At 46.3% G+C, this 20,339-nt stretch carries 17 protein-coding genes and 1 pseudogene; 9 read left to right on the top strand and 9 right to left on the bottom strand.

Going from position 1 to position 20,339, the window contains the following annotated elements:
• The 4 genes and pseudogenes from H6F50_RS28095 to H6F50_RS24085 form a co-directional block, all read right to left on the bottom strand.
• Positions 1-85, bottom strand: a pseudogene (locus H6F50_RS28095) (bifunctional pyr operon transcriptional regulator/uracil phosphoribosyltransferase); the annotation flags it as partial.
• A gap of 166 nt (positions 86-251) precedes the next feature.
• Entirely contained in the window at positions 252-875 is a 624-nt protein-coding gene (locus H6F50_RS24095; RefSeq protein WP_190430629.1) for a peptidoglycan-binding protein, read from the bottom strand.
• A gap of 247 nt (positions 876-1,122) precedes the next feature.
• Positions 1,123-2,256 carry an adenosylcobinamide-phosphate synthase CbiB gene (cbiB, locus tag H6F50_RS24090; protein ID WP_190430628.1) on the bottom strand — a complete coding sequence of 378 codons (1,134 nt, stop codon included), beginning with the start codon at positions 2,254-2,256 and terminating at the stop codon, positions 1,123-1,125.
• Positions 2,201-2,644: an Rrf2 family transcriptional regulator gene (locus tag H6F50_RS24085; protein ID WP_190410794.1), complete on the bottom strand. Its 444-nt coding sequence runs from the start codon at positions 2,642-2,644 to the stop codon at positions 2,201-2,203. The genes cbiB and H6F50_RS24085 overlap by 56 nt, the downstream gene beginning before the upstream one ends.
• A 394-nt stretch (positions 2,645-3,038) precedes the next feature.
• On the opposite strand from H6F50_RS24085, the gene H6F50_RS24080 reads away from it, so the two are divergent.
• Complete coding sequence (locus H6F50_RS24080) at positions 3,039-3,452, top strand: AbrB family transcriptional regulator (RefSeq protein WP_190410793.1); 414 nt, start codon at positions 3,039-3,041, stop codon at positions 3,450-3,452.
• 79 nt (positions 3,453-3,531) lie between these two features.
• Here the strand turns inward: H6F50_RS24080 and H6F50_RS24075 are convergent, their stop codons facing one another.
• On the bottom strand, positions 3,532-5,490 hold the full coding sequence (locus H6F50_RS24075) for a chloride channel protein (RefSeq protein WP_190430627.1): 1,959 nt from the start codon (positions 5,488-5,490) through the stop codon (positions 3,532-3,534).
• A 259-nt stretch (positions 5,491-5,749) separates the two neighbouring features.
• On the opposite strand from H6F50_RS24075, the gene H6F50_RS24070 reads away from it, so the two are divergent.
• Both H6F50_RS24070 and H6F50_RS24065 read left to right on the top strand, forming a co-directional pair.
• On the top strand, positions 5,750-5,944 hold the full coding sequence (locus H6F50_RS24070) for a hypothetical protein (protein ID WP_190410791.1): 195 nt from the start codon (positions 5,750-5,752) through the stop codon (positions 5,942-5,944).
• A 481-nt stretch (positions 5,945-6,425) separates the two neighbouring features.
• Positions 6,426-8,078, top strand: a complete 1,653-nt coding sequence (locus tag H6F50_RS24065; protein WP_190430626.1) for an alpha-amylase family glycosyl hydrolase — start codon at positions 6,426-6,428, stop codon at positions 8,076-8,078.
• A gap of 368 nt (positions 8,079-8,446) precedes the next feature.
• Here H6F50_RS24065 and H6F50_RS24060 read toward each other — a convergent pair whose 3' ends face one another.
• On the bottom strand, positions 8,447-8,680 hold the full coding sequence (locus tag H6F50_RS24060) for a hypothetical protein (RefSeq protein ID WP_190410789.1): 234 nt from the start codon (positions 8,678-8,680) through the stop codon (positions 8,447-8,449).
• Positions 8,681-9,170: 490 nt separating this feature from the next.
• On the opposite strand from H6F50_RS24060, the gene H6F50_RS24055 reads away from it, so the two are divergent.
• The 5 genes from H6F50_RS24055 (at position 9,171) to proB (ending at position 14,930) form a co-directional block, all read left to right on the top strand.
• Positions 9,171-10,838: an alpha-amylase family glycosyl hydrolase gene (locus H6F50_RS24055; RefSeq protein ID WP_190430625.1), complete on the top strand. Its 1,668-nt coding sequence runs from the start codon at positions 9,171-9,173 to the stop codon at positions 10,836-10,838.
• Positions 10,839-11,033: 195 nt separating this feature from the next.
• The gene (locus tag H6F50_RS24050) at positions 11,034-11,603 is read left to right on the top strand and encodes a DUF3727 domain-containing protein (RefSeq protein WP_190410787.1); all 570 of its coding nucleotides are present in this window, start codon (positions 11,034-11,036) and stop codon (positions 11,601-11,603) included.
• Positions 11,604-11,713: 110 nt separating this feature from the next.
• Positions 11,714-12,799 (top strand): endolytic transglycosylase MltG, encoded by a 1,086-nt coding sequence (mltG, locus tag H6F50_RS24045; protein ID WP_190410786.1) that lies wholly within the window; start codon positions 11,714-11,716, stop codon positions 12,797-12,799.
• 167 nt (positions 12,800-12,966) lie between these two features.
• Positions 12,967-13,515, top strand: coding sequence for a YqeG family HAD IIIA-type phosphatase (locus H6F50_RS24040; protein WP_190430624.1), 549 nt, complete (start codon positions 12,967-12,969; stop codon positions 13,513-13,515).
• Positions 13,516-13,820: 305 nt separating this feature from the next.
• Positions 13,821-14,930 carry a glutamate 5-kinase gene (gene proB, locus H6F50_RS24035; protein ID WP_190410784.1) on the top strand — a complete coding sequence of 370 codons (1,110 nt, stop codon included), beginning with the start codon at positions 13,821-13,823 and terminating at the stop codon, positions 14,928-14,930.
• A 43-nt stretch (positions 14,931-14,973) separates the two neighbouring features.
• Here the strand turns inward: proB and H6F50_RS24030 are convergent, their stop codons facing one another.
• Both H6F50_RS24030 and H6F50_RS24025 read right to left on the bottom strand, forming a co-directional pair.
• Complete coding sequence (locus H6F50_RS24030; RefSeq protein WP_190430623.1) at positions 14,974-16,131, bottom strand: helix-turn-helix domain-containing protein; 1,158 nt, start codon at positions 16,129-16,131, stop codon at positions 14,974-14,976.
• 330 nt (positions 16,132-16,461) lie between these two features.
• Positions 16,462-16,641, bottom strand: coding sequence for a hypothetical protein (locus H6F50_RS24025; RefSeq protein WP_190410782.1), 180 nt, complete (start codon positions 16,639-16,641; stop codon positions 16,462-16,464).
• A gap of 1,093 nt (positions 16,642-17,734) precedes the next feature.
• On the opposite strand from H6F50_RS24025, the gene H6F50_RS24020 reads away from it, so the two are divergent.
• On the top strand, positions 17,735-18,712 hold the full coding sequence (locus H6F50_RS24020; RefSeq protein WP_190410781.1) for a DUF2382 domain-containing protein: 978 nt from the start codon (positions 17,735-17,737) through the stop codon (positions 18,710-18,712).
• Between the two features lie 163 nt (positions 18,713-18,875).
• On the opposite strand, the gene H6F50_RS24015 is transcribed toward H6F50_RS24020, so the two are convergent.
• A partial coding sequence (locus H6F50_RS24015) for a DUF3536 domain-containing protein (RefSeq protein WP_190430622.1) occupies positions 18,876-20,339 on the bottom strand: 1,464 nt, incomplete at its 5' end.

Here is a 20,339-nt window from a genome sequence, read left to right as displayed (position 1 = left end):
ACTTCTCTACCACCTGGGAAGCGATACGATTGAGGGTTCGACGGATTTCGTCTGCGGAAAGAATTTCTACAACTTCGGGAGACATGGTTTAGGAAAATCCGATGATAACTGCGGGCAAATTACAGCCTCAGTGTACAAGTTCACCTGAACCATCATCGTCATCCTTTCAACAAAAATCACTCCATGTTCCTGGTAGGAACATGGAGTTATGTCATTAAGTATAGATAGCTCAATCTCATCAAGCTATAAGATTAGTCAGCGGCAAGTGCTGCTTTCGTTCTTTGCCCAACGATTCCGTCAGCGAATAGCCCTCTGCTCTGCTGAAATCTGGTGACGGAGGTCTCGGTCAACCGACCATAGTATCCAGTAATTGGCCCGTTGTAATAGCCCAAGCCTTTCAAAGCATTTTGAAGCCTCGTTACGGAGGAACCGCTGCTGCCGCGTTTCAGGGTGCTGCTGCCAAAACCACCTCCCGTAATCGGTTCATCATAATCACCACCCCGATTTTCTAGCGCTGCTAGAGTTCTAGAGCCTGCAACGCCATCGGCTCTCAGCCCAACCGCTCGCTGAAAACTGCTGACAGATGCCTGCGTCAATTGACCGTAGTATCCAGTAACGGGGCCGTTATAGAAGCCTGCGATTTTCAGATTTCTCTGAAGCGTGGCAACTTGAGAACCGCTATTTCCTCTCTGGAGTGCCAATGCATGACCGGCTGTACCGATGACGGATAAGGCAAGGACAACGGATAGTAATCGAATCCAAGCTGAACTCGGAAGCGGGTTCCGATTCATTTTTTGGGAAAATTTGAATTGGTGAGGCTCCGAGTTAGGGTCTTCGTAGTTGGCAGATAAATGAAGATATGCAAGAGTTTCCATCGTTTTAATCGCAGATGATGACTTCGTAGCTCGGACTTAGGCGATCGCTACACTGGTTTATATGGATTTACTTTTTTGGGTCGCATCCCCTCAGTTGTGGCGTTTCAATTGACCAATCACTGAAAAGTGCGATCGCTTTCCCAGATGAATCAGTGATTGATTACCCTTCAACTGGTTGCTCTATATTCAAAGATATGCTTACACCTATTCAGTAGCCATCGCCCGTTGAGTTCACCTGATAGGGCGATTAAAAAGTCATCAAGTTGATTCCAAGCGAGCGCCCATTTCTAAACCCCAACAGCAGCAAGATAGCGATCGCTATCCCCAACCAAATCAAAAAGTTATATCGTGTTAACTGCAAGGCTTGTTGAATGCATTCTGCATTGATAGGCTGGAGGTCATCTCCCAGTAAGGCTTTGTGTTTAGCAACGCCACGATACCAATTTGTGCCCCCCACCTGAACGCCTAAAATTGCCGCATAGGCGCACTCACTCCAGCCAGAGTTGGGACTAGGATCTTTCGTCGCATCGCGTTGACAAATACTCCAAACATACCCAGGTTTTCTAGATAGTAAAGCCAAGGTAATCACCGTGAATCGGCAGGGCAACCAAGTCAGGATATCTTCTAATTTGGCACTAAACCAACCCAAATCGGTGTAGGGTGCTTCTCGATAGCCGACCATTGAATCTAGGGTACTGGCGGCTTTATAGGCAAGGGCGAGAGGAACCGTTCCTAGTAAAGGTAAAAATGCCCCGATAATCGCATAAAAAAGGGGTGCCATTACTCCATCGGTAGCATTTTCTGTGACGGTTTCCAAAACAGCCCGAAGAATTTCTGTTTTATGAAGATTTTCGGTATCACGCCCTACATATTGGCTTAACTTAGAACGCGCCGCGACAAGATCGTTCTCATTTAGAGGTTGCAAGACATCTTCAGCAGCAGCTCTCAAACTTCGACCGGCGAAACAACTGGCGAGTAAAATACTTTCTATCGCAATTCCTAAAAAAGGATGCACCCAGTTCGCTGCGTGAACGATTAACCACCCCATCCCGTAGCTGCCAGTTATCAGCCCAATTCCTAAAATTACTCCAGCCCATCGGAGCGTGAGAGGATGACTAAATAATTGGAAAGCCATCTGGCTGTAGCGAGAAATTAGCCAGCCCATGACTCGGACTGGGTGAGGCCAACCCCACGGATCGCCGATGATGTAATCAAAAAGGGAAGCGATCGCTAATGATAGGACTGAGGAATGAGAAAGCAGGACTGCGGCAAATAAATCTTGGAAATTCACAACACCAAAGCTGCTAGAGATCCGCTGACAGTTTCTATACAACAAAACTGGTTTCTTCGCCTTGGGCTGCTTGCCAACTGCGAGCGTCATAGTAAAGGTCTGCCAGTGTAATACTGTACAACGCTTCTTTAAGTTTTTGATGCAATCGGTGCCAAAGTGTAAACGTTACCCAATCCTCAGCAAGCTCTGCATCTGGGGTATGGCGAGGCAGCGGTTCAATTGTTTCACCGACTGCTTCTAATATTTGTCCTAGGGAAATTTGTGCTGGGACGCGGGATAGTTGATACCCCCCCTGGGCACCTCGAACTGATTGGACTAACCCAGATCGACGTAACTCTATCAACAATTTTTCCAGATAGGGTGCGGGTAAGTCTTGCCGAGTTGCGATCGCTTTTACAGAAGTTGGTCCATACCCAGGTTGTAGACTCAAATCCAGCAGTGCTTTAACACTGTAGTGTCCGCGGGTTGTCAGCTTCATACTGGAAAATATTCCTTAGGGTAATGGATAATTAGTCAGTGGTCATGAGGCGGTAGTCAATGGAAAAAAAAACAGCTCAGAAGCGATCGCTAATGATAGACTAACGACTACCCTACAGCGTACCCCCTTCATTTTTTCTCAGGTTGATGCTGTGAGGAACTCCGATCATCGAGATGCATCGGTTGTTCGCAAGGCACAGATATTTATGCTTAAGCAAGAACTTGGATTAAAAAGGTTAGTAGTGAATAAATTATCGATCTTATTGAACTAGCTTTCCCCAATCCGTATGATATAGTTTTATGAGCTGATATAAAGCTAAGCTAAAATTAGCTTAGAAACAGTCAGTCGAAAACACTGTACACACTCGCTATTCCTTACTTTTCGCTCCAAGTTGATGAATAAAAAGAAAAAGATCGATCCCTTAACGGGGGAAGCGCTAGTCAAGAAAGTTAAAGAGCTAGAAAACCTCAGCAAAGAAGAAAAGGCTAGAGCCTGCGGTTACTACACTGTTACCAAAAGCGGTGTAGAGCGGGTGAATATGATGAAGTTCCTGAATGCTCTCATTGATGCTGAAGGAATTGAGTTAGACGGCAAACAAAATGGTAACGGACGTGGCGGTCGAAGTGCCAGCTACAAAATTAGCGTGCAATCGAACGGCAACTTACTGATTGGTTCTGCCTACACCAAACAAATGGGTCTAAGGGCAGGGGATGAGTTTGAAATCTCTCTGGGACGGAAGCACATTCATCTGCGGCAACTGGATAGAGAAGAAGGCGCTGAAGACGAAGAATTGGAAGAGGCATCCTAAAACTTTAGTTTTAGTTAGCAGTTATTCGTAATGAGTCATTGATTTGTAACCAATGACTCATTAACGATTCTCTAAATTTTCAAACTGTTTGCTTGAGGGGCGGTAAATTTAACTCTTTCGACACTGGATTGAGGGGAAGATAGCGGCGCAGTGTCTTGCGAGTGGCAGCGACACTATAAGCTAAAGCGATTCCCTCTTGTTCCAGCACACCTAACACTTGTTGGGGGCAATCGCGGTCAACGACGGGTAACTGGTGGAGACCGCGTGCTGCCATCCGGTCTATCGCTTCTGCTACCGATTCATCAGGGTTTGCATACAGAATTTCAGTGGTACAGATGTCAGCAACTGGCTGATAAGCCAGATGACTGGTTAAATTGTTCGAGACATTGCAAAGAACGTTGTTTGTTTCTACTGTTTCAGTAGGAGCGGTAACTGGCGTTCGAGCTGTAGACATTGCTCGATTAATATCCTGTAAAGTGACGATGCCAATTAACTGCTCGGCATCATCAATGACTAAAGCACTGCGGCAGCGACCATTGGTTAAAGCTAAACCTGCCTCTAATACTGATAAAGAACCACTCAGCATCAAACCTGGTACTTGCATTGCTTCTGCAACTAACATTTGTTGCAAAATTTCTAACTGCTGGTCTTTCTCCACATTGAGTTCCAGCTGTTGGAGATTTTGACCTTTCGTTGGCGCTGACTTGAAGCGCTCCACTAGCCAAATGCTCAACCCGACTGCTGCCATCAGCGGCAAAACAATCCGGTAGTCGCGCGTTAGCTCAAACATTAACAGTATCGCTGTCAGGGGTGCCCTAGCGCTGCCAGCAAGAACGGCTGCCATTCCCACCATTGCGTAAGCCGGAGGTGCGGCAATCTGAATCGGTGCGCCTGGAAGCATCGCTGCCAGAATTTTTCCATACGCTGCCCCCAAAGAAGCACCGAGGAACATGGCAGGGGCAAAGATACCCCCCACCAAACCGCTACCCAGACTAATCGCCGTCACGATCAGCTTGACCACTAGTAGGACGAGGAGTAACCCTAACGGAAAATCCACATCCTGAAGCATAGCGGCAATTGTTTCGTAACCGATGCCCAGAATTTGGGGCCACTGCAAAGCAACCAAGCCCAAACAGGCACCGCCAATTATCGGACAAAGCGATCGCGGTATCTTTCCCAGCCACTCAAAACCGGCAATCTGTCCCCGAAAGAAACTTCGAGCCAGTTGAATTGACTGGGTATAGGTCAGCGACACCAAACTTGCTAATACCCCCAATCCCAGATAAAGCGGTAATTCTAGAGGACTACGGACTTCATAGACGGGCAGCGTAAAAGCTGGTTGGGCACCCAAACCAATCTGAGCAATTAAAGACGCCACAACTGCTGCCAGCAATACGACGCTAACCGCTGAAGTTGCAAAGGTGGTTCCCAAGACCACCTCTAAGGCAAAGAAAACCCCGGCAATCGGGGCATTAAAACCAGCCGCCAGACCCGCCGCTGCTCCAGCACCCAAGAGTAACTGCTGCCTTTCTCTGGAGACTTGCAGCACTTGACCGAGCAGCATTCCAAAATTGCCGCCAATTTCCACGCTCGGCCCTTCTGGGCCTAAAGAGGCTCCACTACCGAGGGAAACAGCAGCCGCTACCATCTTGGTGACGGGTCTCAGGGGTAGCAACTCTCGGACGCCTTGGGCAGCGGCAATCAGTGAAGAAATACTCGGCCCAAAATCGGGCCAAGCAAGACGCATTAAACCAACGATTAATCCTCCCAAAATGGGAATACAAGCTAAAGTCCAGGCACCCCAGCCTCCAATTATCCCCATCACCCCTTCCAGCATCAAGCTGTGGATGACAGCGATTAAATAGTGAAACGTGACAACGCCCATCCCGGTGCCGGTGCCAATTAGTACAGCCAACAGCAGGACGACGCTTTCGGGTGAGGGTTCGAGTCGATTGAGAATTTTAGTAAGACGAGAAGCCGGAGAAGTTGGTGCGGATGATTCCGCCAACAGCACATCTGACAATGGAGTGGCGCTCATTGATGGAGGTTAACAGGAAAAATGAGAAAAAGCTTAATTTTTATTCATGATTTTCATTGTAACTGCGAGCGATTGGCTATCAGCTTCAAAAGGCGAACAATTAGGGAAAATTTTGGGTTTTTAGCCTGCATAAACAGAGCATCCGGCATTTTGCTCGTTTTATGGTTTGCATAATGTGCAACTTTGATGTGTGAAAGCTTAATTTCTATCCATAGCGATCGCTAGAGATATACTGTTTGCCACTCTCAAACAAAGCCGGTTGAATCAGGAAGCAACCCAACTCGAATCTGGAGCAGCTATTCAACGTCTGTGTGTGTTAGCGTTATCTGCTGCTGTGCGTCTGCTTCAATTCCTCAAAGGCTTGAAGATGTCACTCAATCAGCAACAGTCATCTTCTGTGATGCCCAGCAGCATTGCCTCACAGAGCTTACACCCACACTTAATGGTCGCTTAATAGTCGCATCCCAAAACAACGAACCCTTGTCCTCCCCTAAGGTTGGCTTAGGCAACTTGATTGCTCTACTAGACGGTTGACTCGGCTAGTAGAGCCAACGGACTACCGGAATTGCCACTCTTTTTCAGGATCTGCGACAGTTTGATTCTCTGTGTCTCGGTTGGTCTTTAGCTTCTTGCCTAGATGTGTATACACAGTAGTCGCTTGCAAAGGGACGCAGGGGTAGGGTTCTCCCCTATTTCAGCCAACTGAAATAGGTAAATTTTTTCTACAACCGATCGCAACAATAACGCTAAATTCGGCATTAATCGCTATTAATCGCTGAAATTCAGCTTAAATTACCTTTAGCATTCATTACCACTTCTCTCCTGGGAATTAGGGCACCAGAGGCAACTTTATTTCTCAAGAACGATACCTCAGCGGGATGAAAAGGAGAAAATACTGCTCTAAGCCTTTTTTTCATCAAACTCCAAACACTTCTATGGCAACTCCGATTGAATTTAATTTATTTGCTCCCTATAACAATGGAGCTGCTTTAATTGGGGATTTTTCTAACTGGGAAAGCATCCCCATGAAAAAAGGTAATGATGGTTATTTCCGTACCACAGTTGAACTGGAAGATGGAGTTTATCAATACAAATTCCGTGTTCAATCCAAATCTTGGTTCTTTGAACCAGATCAATGGATAGAGGTAGTTGACCCCTACGCCACCGATATTGATAATCCCACCCAAAACGGTGTTGTGAGAATTAAAGATGGTGAGCGGATTGTGGATACATACGTTTGGCAACATGACGATAAGCCACTGCCAAGCGATCGCGAATTAGTCATTTACGAATTGCACGTTGGCGACTTCTCCGGTGGTGAAGATGATCCCTACGCCCGGGGCAAATACGAACACGTTGTAGAAAAATTAGATTACCTATGCGAGTTAGGAATTAATGCCATTGAGTTGATGCCAGTGAAGGAGTATCCAGGGGATCATAGCTGGGGCTATAATCCTCGTCACTTCTTTGCTACAGAATCCAGTTATGGCACAACTGAAGGATTAAAAAACCTAATTGATGAGTGTCATGGTCGTGGAATTCGCGTCATTATGGACGGAATTTTTAACCACTCAGAAGCAGAAAGTCCACTGACACAAATAGACCACGATTATTGGTACCATCATTCTCCGCGCGACCCTGATAATAACTGGGGGCCAGAGTTTAACTATGAACACTATGATGAAAATCTAGATCTTAAGCCTGCATGGAAGTTTGTTGGCGATACCGTGCGCTTCTGGATTCAGGAATTTCACATTGATGGCATTCGCTACGATGCAGCCAGACAAATTGCCAACTACGATTTCATGCACTGGATTGTTCAGGAAGCAAAAAATGCAGCTGGGCCAAAGCCGTTTTACAATATTGCCGAACACATTCCTGAAACCCCCAGCATTACGAATGTAGATGGACCAATGGATGGCTGCTGGCATGACAGTTTCTATCACTGCATTCTAGAACATATCTGCGGCGATACCTTTGACTTAGAGCGTCTCAAGGATGCCATTGACTGCAAGCGGCAAGGCTTCATGGGTGCTACGAATGTTGTGAATTACCTGACGAATCACGACCACAATCATGTTTTAGCTGAGTTAGGCGATCGCGGCATTTTGGATGAAGAAGCATTTAAGCGGAGAAAGTTAGGTTCTGTCATCAATATGACCGCTGTCGGCGTACCTCTGCTGTGGATGGGTGAAGAGTTCGGAGAGTATAAATACAAAACAACTGAACAAGCAAAAATTGATTGGACGCTCTTAGGTCATGACCTCAATCGCGGGATGTTTGAATTTATCAAAGGCTTGATTCATCTCCGTAAAAATAATCATGCCCTCTACACCGAAAATATTGACTTTATCCATGAAGATCCAGAAGCAAAGGTATTAGCCTACAGCCGCTGGAATGGCGAGGGTTCTCGTGTTGTTGTTGTTGCAAACTTCTCTGACAATTTCCTAGGAGGCTATCACGTTCCTAACTTCCCCGAAGCAGGAACCTGGCACGAATGGACTGGCGATTATGATGTCGAAGCAAGGGAGGATGGCATCCAGCTCGACTTAGGAAGTTACGAAGCCAAAGTATTAGTTTGGCAGTAATCGAAACTTTCTAAAGCCTGGAACAGTAGCTTCTCTTTGCCGCCCTTAAAAAAGCAAAAAACTACTGTGTCTATACAGTAGAACCTGCCAGTCTCGTTTTACTCCCCGTTAGCCGCTGCGCTAATGCTCTGCTATGGCGCAGCGTGGATTGGGGAATTGAATTATTCGTTAATATACTGCCTCACAACTCGAACGGTATTAAATGGATAGGTTTAGGAAAACAATTATTTCCTAAAATAAGTATTGATTAGAGCCTTGCTTTTTAAGAAGCGAAGTTTCAACCCTTACTAGACGTAAGAGCCGAAACCCATAAGGCTAATGAAGCAACAACTCTATTAGATACATTGCCTAAAAATCAGTGGATAATTTTAAGCACTTTTCAGTTGCTGACTCTGCGTACTGGGTGCTAAAGCCCAACCTTCGCATCTTAATTTTTGGTAGGTTGCCCAACCCTTAGAACCGCCCGGAACTGGATAGTCTGGTACAGCATATTCGGGAAAAGCCGTATAAGGTCGCCACGGTTGATTGGGTGCAGTTCGTAAATGCAACAACTTTTCTCCACTGACTCCCATCGCTGGCAACCAACACATTTGTTTCAACATTTGAAACTCCTTAATTCAACTTAGAAATAATTGATTAATCAGACAATCTCTTTCTAGGAAAAACTAGATAGTAACTGCTGCAAAGCAGTAAGCAAGCATGATAAATGCAAGACCGAGACTAAGAGTAGAAAGTAGGGGAATCCATTGTAATGTACTCATCTTCAGCTCCTTTGAGCTGTTATTTATGACCCGATCTTCCCTATTCATCTCTGAATTGACATCTCTCGCTAGCCTTATTTGCAGTCTTTTTAAACCTATTTCTTAAAGTCTAGAAAACAGTTTTTATCTACTTCTCCAGATATAAAAATCCGGAAGTTAGTTAATTTTGTTTTTGAAGATACAAACTTTATTAATGTTGTGCTATTTCTCAAGATAGATAATTCAGTATAATTCATTACTAAACTTTAGAATTATAAATGCAGGCTTTAAAAATGTTTGCAAAGAAGCATTGGTCAACTAAGTAAGCGAATCTACTTCATTAAAAATTTTTATGGCAGCAGTCGAATTCAATTTATTTGCTCCTCGCAACCAAGGAGCGGCGTTAATCGGCTCTTTTTCTAACTGGAAAAACATTCCAATGGAAAAAGGTGAGGATGGATATTTCCGAACCCAGGTAGACTTGGAGGATGGCATTTATCAATATAAATTTCGAGTTCAATCGAAAAGCCCAAAATTTGAACCCGATCAATGGGTGGATGTAATCGACCCATACGCTACAGACGTTGATGAAGCAAGAGGCCACAGTGTCGCACAGGTCAAAGATGGGAAGCGAATTGTTGATACTTACGTTTGGCAGCATGACGATACGCTCTTGCCAGACAATCACGAATTAGTCATCTATGAAATGCACGTTGCAGATTTTTCCGGTGGTGAAGATGACCCACACCAGCGAGGCAAATACCAAGACGCGATCGCTAAGTTAGATCATTTGAGCGAACTCGGAATTAATGCCATCGAATTGATGCCAGTAAATGAGTATCCCGGTGATTACAATTGGGGCTATACAGTCCGCCACTACTTCGCTACAGAATCCAGTTACGGCTCCACAGAAGATTTGAAGCGGTTTATTGACGAGTGTCATGGTCGAGGCATTCGCGTTTTCATGGATGGGATTTATAACCACACAGATGAAGAATGCCCGTTAATGCTGATTGACCGGAATTACTGGTACTACGAGCATATGCATTATCCAGAAGACCCGGGTAATTACTGGGGACCAGAATTTAACTACGACAACTACGACGAAAAGTTGGATGTTAAGCCTGCTTGGAAATACGTCGGAGATGTGGTGCGTTTCTGGGTTCAGGAATATCACATTGATGGGATTCGCTTTGATGCCGTGCGCCAATTGGCAAATTATGAATTTTTGGATTGGCTTGCGAAGCAAGCCAAGAAAAATACTGCTCCTAAGCCGTTCTACAACATTGCCGAACATATTCCCGATACCAAAACCGTAGTTTATCCAGAAGGCCCGCTGGATGGTTGTTGGCATGAAAGTTTTCGCTACTTTGTGCTTCCACATATTTGTGGCGAAATGTTTGAATTAGAAAAACTGAAGGAAGTTTTAGATCCGAGAAGGCAGGGTTATACGGCTGCTACGAATGTAGTGAATTATTTGGCAACTCACGACCGCCAACGTTTGATGAGAGAATTAGGCGATCGCGGGATTTTTGACAAAGCCGCATTTGGCAGAGCGAAGTTAGGAGCTGTTTTGTTAATGACAGCGGTAGGTGTGCCAATGCTCTGGATGGGAGAAGAGTTTGGAGAATACCAGCGCAAAAGTGAAAACGTGACTCAGCCAAAGAAAATTGCTTGGCCTTTGTTGCCACAAGACTTAAATCAAGATTTGTTTGAGTATTACAAAAAGTTAACCGCTCTCCGGAAAGAAAATCCAGCTCTTTCTAGCGATAACATTGAGTTTTTTCACGAAAATCCAGAGGCAAAAGTGTTGGCGTACTACCGTTGGAACGAACCCGGTTCCCGTGTGGTTGTTGTGGCGAATTTCTCAGATAAGTCTCTGTCAGGGTATCGCATTCCTAACTTCCCATCCTCTGGGACGTGGCAGGATTGGATGAATAACTCCCGCATCGAAGCTGGAGAGGATGGCTCTCTAGTTGACTTGCCAGAGTACGAAGCGAAGGTGTTTGTCTGTCAGTAACCGAATCTATTGCTTGGAAGAATCTTTCAACTCAAGGAGGGACAATTGATAAATTGTCCCTCCTTGACGTATGGCGTCTCTACAACTCTTATGCCGTGATATCCTGATTTTTGCAAGCTACTTCCCCACGGTGTGCAAACTTTGGGGTTGGAGTTTTTTAGTCCACAATCTCACGTTGATAGCAGCATATCTGCAATGTTCTCATCCCAACCCCCTGAAGAGAATGGGTCTTCCGTCCAAACCGTCTCGTTGACGGATGAATCCGGGCGATCGCTTAGTTGTTACATTGAGCATTCAATAGAAGTAGATGGTGAAGAATACGTCATCCTCCTGCCGGTAGATTCACCTGTAGAAATTGTGGCGTGGGACGAGGAGAAGGAGGAGGAAGAAGCCACCTTAGTCGAAGACGACGCCGAAATTGACGAAGTTTTTCCTACGGCTCAAGCAGTCCTGGCAGAGCGGAATCTCGCCTTAAAGCGAACCGCATTTGCTCTGACTGTTGCCGGTGAACTGCCTGCGGTTGAAGAGGAAGAAATCCTCACCTTGGAAATCGAAGATGACGATACTCAGCTCGAACCAGAGGAATTTCAGTTTCTAGCCAGCTTTTATCACAAAGAACAAGAATACACAATATACACGCCTCTCGATCCGCTGCTATTGTTTGCGCGGATTAATAGTGCGGGTGAACCAGTGCTACTTTCCCCTGAGGAATTTAAAAAAGTGCAACCGCTGCTGGAAGATCAGCTATTTGATGAAATGGAATAGGTAAAGAATTAAAAATTAGAAATTGAAAATTAAATATGAAGAATTTTCTTTTTTTAATTTTTAATTTTGCCTTCTTAATTCCATGACAGCGGTTGTTACCCGCAATCAAAATGAAAGCAATCCAACGCATCTCCAAATGGACGTTTTATCTCGCCTTAATCCCAGCAACGCTCGGACTCTGTGCATGGCAGGGTTGGGCGTGGTGGAGCTGGGCGAGTGCGCCCCCCGTTGCCGAAACTCAACCGTCAGCGAATGCTGGAAAAGATACATCAGTGCTAATCCGGATTCCTCAAGGAACCTCGGCGCAGCAGATAGGGCGCGATCTAGAAGCAGCAGGGTTGATTCGCTCCGCTGATGCTTGGAAGCTATGGACGTTTTGGTTGGACTTGCAAAAGCGACCGGGTGGGTTTAAAGCTGGGACTTACCAGTTGTCACCCACCCAGCCGCTGCCAGCGATCGCTGATAAAATTTGGACGGGCGATGTAGTGCAGCTTTCCTTCACAATCCCTGAAGGATGGTCGCTTCAGCAAATGGCGGCTTACTTTGAATCTCAGGGATTTTTCAAAAGCGAAGAATTTCTCACTGCCGCAACTCAGATTCCCAAAGACCAGTATCCTTGGCTACCTGCGGATTTGCCTTATTTAGAAGGTTTTTTGTACCCGGATACCTACAAGCTAAATAGCGATCGCATCACCCCCCAAGCCATCATCAAACAAATGCTAGATCGCTTTGAACAGGTGGCACTCCCCATCTATCAACAAGCGCCAAACAAAACCCAGATACCTCTTCTTCAATGGGTGACATTGGCTAGTATTGTCGAAAAAGAGGCAGTGATTCCGGTCGAACGCCCTCAGATTGCTGGTGTGTTTACACAACGCCTTCAGAAAGGGATGAGACTGGAATCCGATCCAACAGTTGAGTATGGACTCGGCATTCGGCAAACAGCGGATCAGCCCTTAACTTTGGCTCAGGTGAGAACAGCCTCCCCGTACAATACTTATCTCAACGCAGGATTGCCCCCAACTCCCATCGCCAGCCCTGGCTTAGGAAGTCTCAAAGCCACTCTCAATCCTGAAAAAACAGACTACCTCTTTTTTGTGGCTCGCTACGATGGCACCCATGTGTTTAGTCGGACGCTACAAGAACACCAAGCCGCTACAAACGCGATTCGCCAACAACGGCAACAAAGCCGCTAACAACAGTACCTAGATTGGTCTAGTCGCCAAGCTGCCAATAAGTCTAATTAAGATCGGGGAAGTTGGACTTGCAACTACTAGCAATCCCATTGATAACTTTGCCGGGTTGAAAAAGCTCTTACCTGGGAGTTCTCCTAACAACTCACACTTACAATTAAAAACTGCTTATGTCCTGGGTAACACGGTTACAGCCTGACTTAATTCTGGGCAGACCTATTGTGAGTCTGACCCCCGATCTTCTCCAGCAATATCATCTCAAAGGTTTAGTCTTGGATGTCGATGACACGCTGGTACCCCTAAAAGCAGCCGAGGCGTCTGAAGAACTCGTGGAATGGGTGAAGGAAATTAGACAGGTGGCGACGCTATGGCTAGTGAGTAATAACTTGAGCGAAAACCGAATTAGTGGCATCGCTCGCTCGTTAAATTTGCCTTACATTACCAGCGCTGCTAAGCCATCGCGGCGCAAGCTGCGGCAGGCTGTCACCGCGATGAACCTTCCTATTGAACAAGTGGGGATGGTGGGCGATCGCTTATTTACAGACGTTTTAGCAGGCAACCGACTCGGTATGTTTACCATTCTCGTCGAGCCGATGCTTGACCCAGCGCTTGCCGTGCGCTCTTATCCAGTCCGTACCTTTGAGGTCTGGATGTCCCAAGCCTTGGGCGTCTCGTTCACCGCAAAGCAACAAAACTTAAAAAATCCAGACAAATCCTGAAAAACCAAAATATAAAGAAATAATTATGAGATTCTCGATTGTCAAAAATCCCTGGCATTATACATATGGTTCAAATGGGGTCAGCCAATATAAAGACCCTAAACATTAATCCCCGTGAATACCTTTGTAAAGCGTCAGTTCCCCGATGGAGGAGCTGGCGTTTTAAAATTTGGAATGGGAAATCGGCTGAAGCTAATCACTCATTGCCAATTCCCAGCCTCCAGACGCGATAAATCAGATGCGATTTATCGCGTCTCGACAATCTGCTCCCCCTCCCCTCTACTCCCCTGCGCCCCCTCTCTTTTGTGAGTCAAACCCTTGTCATCAAAATTGGTACTTCTAGCCTGACATCGCCTGAAACAGGTCATCTGGCTCTTTCCACCATCGCTGCCTTAGTAGAAACCCTCACAGATTTACGGCGGCAAGGTTATAAAGTGGTGCTAGTTTCTTCGGGTGCTGTCGGAGTGGGTTGCGCCCGCTTGGGACTCGTGCAACGTCCGCGCACCCTAGCACTCAAACAAGCAGTGGCAGCAGTCGGTCAGGGACGCCTGATGCGCGTATACGATGACTTTTTTACCACCTTAGAACAACCCATTGCCCAGGTTCTCCTGACTCGCAGTAGCTTCAAAGAACGCTCAGCTTATATCAACGCTTCCAACACCTTTCGGGAACTGTTGCGGTTGGGCGTCATCCCCGTGGTGAATGAAAATGACACCGTAGCCGTAGAGGAACTGAAATTTGGGGATAATGATACGCTTTCAGCCCTAGTCGCCAGCTTGATAGAGGCAGATTGGCTATTTTTAATGACCGATGTAGACCGACTGTACTCCGCCGATCCGCGTCAAGTTCCGGATGCTCAGCCGATCGCTCTAGTGAATCACATTGATGAGCTGGAAGAATTACAAGTGCAAACAGGCGATCGCGGCTCTCAATGGGGCACAGGCGGCATGGTTACAAAAATTACTGCCGCCCGCATCGCTACCAGCGCCGGAGTTCGGACAGTCATCACCGAAGGGCGATTTCCCCGCAACATCCAAAAAATCTTGCAAGGAGAACCCCTCGGCACTCAGTTTGAACCCCGCGACACGATGGGCAATGCCCGTAAGCGCTGGATTGCCCACGGGTTGATTCCGGCTGGGAAGCTATATCTGGATAAGGGAGCGATCGCGGCAATTAGTCAGGCAGGAAAATCCCTCTTAGCTGCTGGGATTACCCTAGTCGAGGGAGACTTCCAGGCGTCAGACGCTGTGCAGTTATGCGACCCTCAAGGACGGGAAATAGCTAGAGGGCTGGTGAACTACAGCAGCGACGAGCTACAGCAAATTAGTGGACGCCGTTCCGAAGAAATTCCTGCAATTTTAGGCTACGCCGGTGCAGAAACCGTCGTCCATCGAGATAATCTTGTCATTAGTTAGTCAGCAGTCAGTGATTTTTCTGCCGATCGCTAATAACCAATGACTAATTACGACTAATTGCTTCAGGCGGAGCAATATCAGGCCCAACCGCCACTCCTTTCTGACCCGCCTTTAAACCGGGTTTCGCAGCAGGTTTCACAGGACGATGCGACTCAGAAGCAGATGAGTTGTTAGGAACATCCGGTGGAGAATCAGCAGACGCTGATGATTGTGAATGGTTTGACATCAACGCGAGTCCCCCCACTGCCCCTGCCACTAGCGCAGCATAACCCACGTATAAATGAACTGTATTGAGCTGAAATCCAAACCCAGGCACTGATTTCGGTCGGTACCAAGAAGGCAGTACAGATTTTGCAGGATCGGGCGCGGGTAAGGAAGCAGCCATTGCAGCACCATCTAACCCCAAGGCGACCCCCATCCGGCGAATAAAACCTCGGACATAGATATCCTCAGGCAAATGCTCGAAGCAACCGACTTCCAAAGCCTGAATGTGATGAAGCGGCACGAGTGTTTGATTGTGAAGTTGCCGCAGAGTCATTGACTGTGCATGACGTGCTTGCCCTAATTGCTGACCAATTTGACGCAGGCACTCTTGCCGTTGCTCATCTGCGATTTGCGCTGCCAGTTCCGCCTTGGAGAGCTTTTTGAGTGGTTTGGGAAAAACCGGATCTGGGCTGGTTGGGAGAGGCAGTGGCGTAATGTCTACTAAATCGGCAGGTGAGGCATTCATACTGCGTCCTTGGTCATTCGTTAAAGTTAAGTCATTCGTCGTTGATTCTAGGTGATTAACGGATGACTGTTCGCTATGGACTGATGACTCTTGAGGCTGAGTGCTGGCTTGCGGCTCTTGTTGATTGTTACCAATTTCTGGAGATGTGACTGGGACAACCTTATAAGTTTTCGCAAACTGCTGGAACGCTAGCCGGATGGCTTCTCTCCCTACTGCCTTAACCATAATCTGGGCACTCCCAGCAGCTTCTCCCAAGATTGTCTGTAACCCAGCCAAGGCACGATTGTAGACTTCGCTGCTATGGAGTTCAGATTCTATCCGGCTAAGGATAGACCGTAATACTTCCTGAGAAATTTCAATGGTTGGGCTTTCGGTAATACCGCTACCATATGCCGATTGTAATGCCATGACTTTTCTTGTCGAGCGTGCTTGAGGAAAACCAAACTTATGCGATCGCTCGCGAACGTGCATTCCTGAGAGCCTAAAACGGCTCCCCACGACGGTTACAGGGGCTTTTCACCCATAACTGACGGTGAATTTGCAGGCTGTTTGAGCTATCTGAGTAAAGTATTCGGCAAGCGGGAACTAGATTCCGGATCGAGCAAAAGTCAATTTTCTCTGTTCAGCGGCGTCACTTAGAACCTGAAGTGCGTTTAAACTTAATAAATTAAAATAACAATTTTCGCCTTATTTAGAATCCAGGGGTCAGACTGAGGATAGATTCTGGCTCCTGGATTCTGTAGAGACCTTGTGGTGGTCAGTCTCAACTTGGCTCCTGACAACTGAATGCAATTTGGCGGTTTAGTGCTGACGGCGGTTTCCTGGCTGGTAATCTTTAACCCAGCAGCGTTCCAAAAGGTGAATTCTGTAACAATACGAGAAGCGGCGGGGATTGAGCACTAATTTAGTTTTGGAACTAAACAGGGGCTGATTGAGAAACTGCCACAGAGGGAACCGAATCTTGCCGTTTTGGGGAGCCATAGTTTGAAAATTCCAGATAGCAGTAGTACAAAACAGGGGCACCGTGCATCTATCTATGGTGACATCTGCTTGGTTAATATTACCTTGCCAAAGATTACTACAAATTTGCTTGGGTTAGATTACGGAATCTCCAGAAAGTGTTTTTGCAAACTCTGTACTTCCACGGATGCGCTGTTGAACTGCCCAGTTAGGGTACTCTGCTACTAGAGCGTAAGCGCTATGTAAGCGCTCTTCTAGAGACCGTGTCAAGATATTTCAAGGAGCAGCTCAACAATTGAATCTTAGGTACTTATACTTAATAGATGTAGCGAGATTTTCTACTACTACCAAAGATAGAAAAAATTTATAGGCGAGCAGGCTTAAATAAATTTACAAATTTTAAAATATCAGGGGCACCAAGGCTAGTAAATTGCGTAAGTTTTAATCTGCAAAGATCGACTACAACCTCAATTAAGTTCACAAGATACAGCAATCCTACTCAAGTTGTGATAATTCAGGGCTTGAGATACCCAACTTCTTAGAAGTTGGGTATCTTGCCTTCGGGAATCATTTAGAACTGCTGTAGCAACCTTATTCGACTTGTGAAATAAAAAAACTTCGTAAGCGATGCTGACGTACACAATCTCCGCTTTAGGCGCAAAGAAGGCCAAGGAAAGCTCAGAAGCAGTCTATTAGTTTTACAAAATATTGAATCTAAGATTGCAGGAGCAATTCATCTCATTCAAAAAATGTTAGATGCTTCTCTTAGGTTAAGAATAATTTAATCTTTTGAAGAGTTTATTAATTAAATTCTATATCTATCCATTGAAATATATACATACCTGTCTGCGGGGAGATAGAAAATCAAAACTTGCTGCTTGTTATAGCAAATATACAAAGATAATTGGTAATCATTTGTAAAAAAAACTTATTTTTATTTCTACTTAATAATTAACTGACAAAATCTGAGCGAATGCTTCATAATTGTGCATCCTCTTTAGGGCTTATGTATTGAATTTATTGAAGTCAGTCGCTAGCCAGATGGAGCCAGCGTAAAGACTTTTAGCATAGATACATATAGAAATACACAAGAAATTTGGAGGAAAAGAAAAGCATGGTTTTATACAAGCTTGAAGATTTCGACACAGACTATCAAGACACTTTTGGCGGTGAAGACGTTAAGGGATTTGACGTCTATTCAGATATCAGCGATGACAAGGTTGGTAGCGTCAAAAATATCTTAGTTGATGAATCGGGGCGTTTCCGCTATTTAGTTGTTGATACAGGCTTCTGGGTTTTCGGTAAGCAAGTATTGCTACCAGTGGGTCGTTCTCGGATCGACTATGATAATCGGCACGTCTACGCTGTTGGGCTTACCAAAGAGCAAGTAGAAAATTTACCGGAATTTGGCGACGAGCTCAAGGTTGATTACGATTACGAGGAGCAGGTGAGAGGAGTTTATCGCAACTCGGCGGTAGAGCCATCTGTGGAAACATCGGCACCGATAAACACAGCAACACCTTTAGATGCATCTGCACCTTTGGGGGCACCTGTTGTGGAACCTAGTTACGCCGCTCCGATGGCAGGTGCTGTACCTGTTGAGGATAATTACGAAGCTTACGATCGCGATCGCTACAATTATCAGCAAGAGCCATCTTTGTACGATATGAACGATCGGGATCATCAAACCCTCAAGTTGTACGAAGAACGGTTGATTGCTAATAAAACCCGCCAGAAAACAGGCGAGGTAGCGGTTGGTAAACACGTTGAAACTGAGACAGCGCGAGTTTCAGTCCCCATTGAAAGGGAGCGAGTGATCGTTGAGCGCGTGACTCCAGCAGATGCGGGAAGAGCTGTTACTCCGGGCGAAGCTGCCTTCCAGGAAGGGGAAGCTGCACGGGTGGAAATCTACGAAGAAACTCCTAACATTCAAAAGGAAGCTTTTGTACGTGAGGAAGTCAGAATCAGAAAAGAAGTAGATCGTGAAACGGTTAATGCTGAAGAACAGCTTCGTCGAGAAGAACTGGATGTGAATAGTAACGATCTGCCCATTCGGGATCAAAACATCCGCACCGATCGCGATCGCATCTAATCGCGTAGAGGCTACACCCTTTTGAATCTGAAATAATGGGTGAAACGCTTCAAGTGTAAATATGAAGGGGTAGGTTTTGTAACCTACCCCTTCATATTTGAGAGCAGCTAATCGATTCAGGTAATGGGTGATTCGTCGGACAATTCCCCATTACCCGTGACATTTATGACAGTTGATTCAACCAGGGACTGACATCTACAGCTAGCTTTTGACCGAGTAATAGCAACTGACGTAGCTGAGACGAATTGCCGTTAGTTTCTGACTCCAGCAGCGGCACAATTTGGCTGTGGAGACAGCTAAAGTAGAGTTCTTGAGGGCGATGCAAAGATAAGCCGAGGTGTAGCTGATTGCCTACAGAAATCATCCGCTCTAAGCGTTGGATATCTGCTTCTAGAGTGGCTGGGTTAGAGTCGTGCAGAAGCTTCCAGAGCGATCGCAAGATCAACTGCTCTAAAGTTTGCTTGGCATCGGGGATATTCAACTGACAGCGCAGTTGATTCGCTTCTTTCGCGATCGCTTCCAGTTCTGCCAGCTGATTTAAACCTTGCTGGGGTTCGCCGTTTTCTTGCTCCAGTGCCCGTAGAGACATCCGGGCGCGGTTAGAAATTGCCACTTCTGCGGCTACTTGCAACTCTTGCGGAACGGGCAGCTCATCACGCTGGAACGCCATCAAGATACCGTAGTTATCCCGGTAAACCTGGGTATAAAGCTGGTCTAGGCGGGTTAAAGTTTTCTGACTTAGCAGCCGCATAATCCGGTGCCGTTCCTCAGCAAATAATTTCTGCAAATTGAATGAATTACCCCCAAATAGTTGGGACATCGCCAGGATCGCGTGAGCAGCACTAGCTTGTTGCAGCGCCGCAAACAGCTTTTCTTTCATCTGGCTATAAGTGCGGCGACCGGCAAATGGTTGAATGCAGCAGTGGAAATCCCAGCCGCCCAAATGAAGAACGGCAAAGACTAAATGAGTACTTTCCCAGGTAATTTCTGAAGTTAGTCGCAGTTGCCCCACCGCTAGAGTCAGCGACCCGATGCGTTGCATCTGATAATCCAACTGATGAGCATCGTAACAGTAGACCCGCTGTTGCTGGGGATAGGTAGTGAATAGGGAACTGATGGCATAGTGTGCTGCCACTTGCTCTATACCAATCTGGGCACTGACTACCAGCTGCCGGTACACCTCAGCACCATGCTTGAATAAATCAACATTACTGGGAGCTTGGGAGAGACGTTTGATAAATCCTTTTTCCAACTGCACACCAGAGACATCACCGGCAAGTTCCAATGCTCTAGCGGCGTAGCGGAGAATCTGCGTTCCTTCGGGTCTTGAGAGTTCTTCAAAGAACCAGCCGCAACTGGTGTACATCAGCAGGCTATGGCGCTGCATTTCCAATAGCCGTAGGGCGTCTACTTGTTCTGATTGTGTTAGTTTGCGGGTGCGGTGGCGGGCGAGGAAGCGCTCTACATTAGCAGGAGAGCGATCGCGAATTACGTGGATATATTCATCCCGTGTCGCCCAGGGATCGCGGAAGAACTGGCGACCCGTTTCTTCATAAACTTTGCTTAACTGATCCCGCAACCAATCTAGGGCATTCCGCAGGGGACGCCGCCATTTCTGATGCCAAAC

Origin of the sequence: Coleofasciculus sp. FACHB-712 (assembly GCF_014695635.1) — a bacterium.
Taxonomy (GTDB): domain Bacteria; phylum Cyanobacteriota; class Cyanobacteriia; order Cyanobacteriales; family FACHB-T130; genus FACHB-T130.
This window is presented reverse-complemented; position numbering and strand designations above follow the sequence as displayed.

Bases quoted from the DNA above. Each gene is read 5' to 3' on its own strand.
- H6F50_RS24025 (WP_190410782.1), bottom strand. From the start codon at position 16,641: ATGGCTCCCCAAAACGGCAAGATTCGGTTCCCTCTGTGGCAGTTTCTC.
- H6F50_RS24040 (WP_190430624.1), top strand. From the start codon at position 12,967: ATGTCCTGGGTAACACGGTTACAGCCTGACTTAATTCTGGGCAGACCT.
- H6F50_RS24020 (WP_190410781.1), top strand. From the start codon at position 17,735: ATGGTTTTATACAAGCTTGAAGATTTCGACACAGACTATCAAGACACT.
- H6F50_RS24050 (WP_190410787.1), top strand. From the start codon at position 11,034: ATGTTCTCATCCCAACCCCCTGAAGAGAATGGGTCTTCCGTCCAAACC.
- H6F50_RS24095 (WP_190430629.1), bottom strand. From the start codon at position 875: ATGGAAACTCTTGCATATCTTCATTTATCTGCCAACTACGAAGACCCT.
- H6F50_RS24030 (WP_190430623.1), bottom strand. From the start codon at position 16,131: ATGCACGTTCGCGAGCGATCGCATAAGTTTGGTTTTCCTCAAGCACGC.
- cbiB (WP_190430628.1), bottom strand. From the start codon at position 2,256: ATGACGCTCGCAGTTGGCAAGCAGCCCAAGGCGAAGAAACCAGTTTTG.
- H6F50_RS24080 (WP_190410793.1), top strand. From the start codon at position 3,039: ATGAATAAAAAGAAAAAGATCGATCCCTTAACGGGGGAAGCGCTAGTC.
- H6F50_RS24060 (WP_190410789.1), bottom strand. From the start codon at position 8,680: ATGTTGAAACAAATGTGTTGGTTGCCAGCGATGGGAGTCAGTGGAGAA.
- H6F50_RS24085 (WP_190410794.1), bottom strand. From the start codon at position 2,644: ATGAAGCTGACAACCCGCGGACACTACAGTGTTAAAGCACTGCTGGAT.
- mltG (WP_190410786.1), top strand. From the start codon at position 11,714: ATGAAAGCAATCCAACGCATCTCCAAATGGACGTTTTATCTCGCCTTA.
- H6F50_RS24065 (WP_190430626.1), top strand. From the start codon at position 6,426: ATGGCAACTCCGATTGAATTTAATTTATTTGCTCCCTATAACAATGGA.
- H6F50_RS24055 (WP_190430625.1), top strand. From the start codon at position 9,171: ATGGCAGCAGTCGAATTCAATTTATTTGCTCCTCGCAACCAAGGAGCG.
- H6F50_RS24075 (WP_190430627.1), bottom strand. From the start codon at position 5,490: ATGAGCGCCACTCCATTGTCAGATGTGCTGTTGGCGGAATCATCCGCA.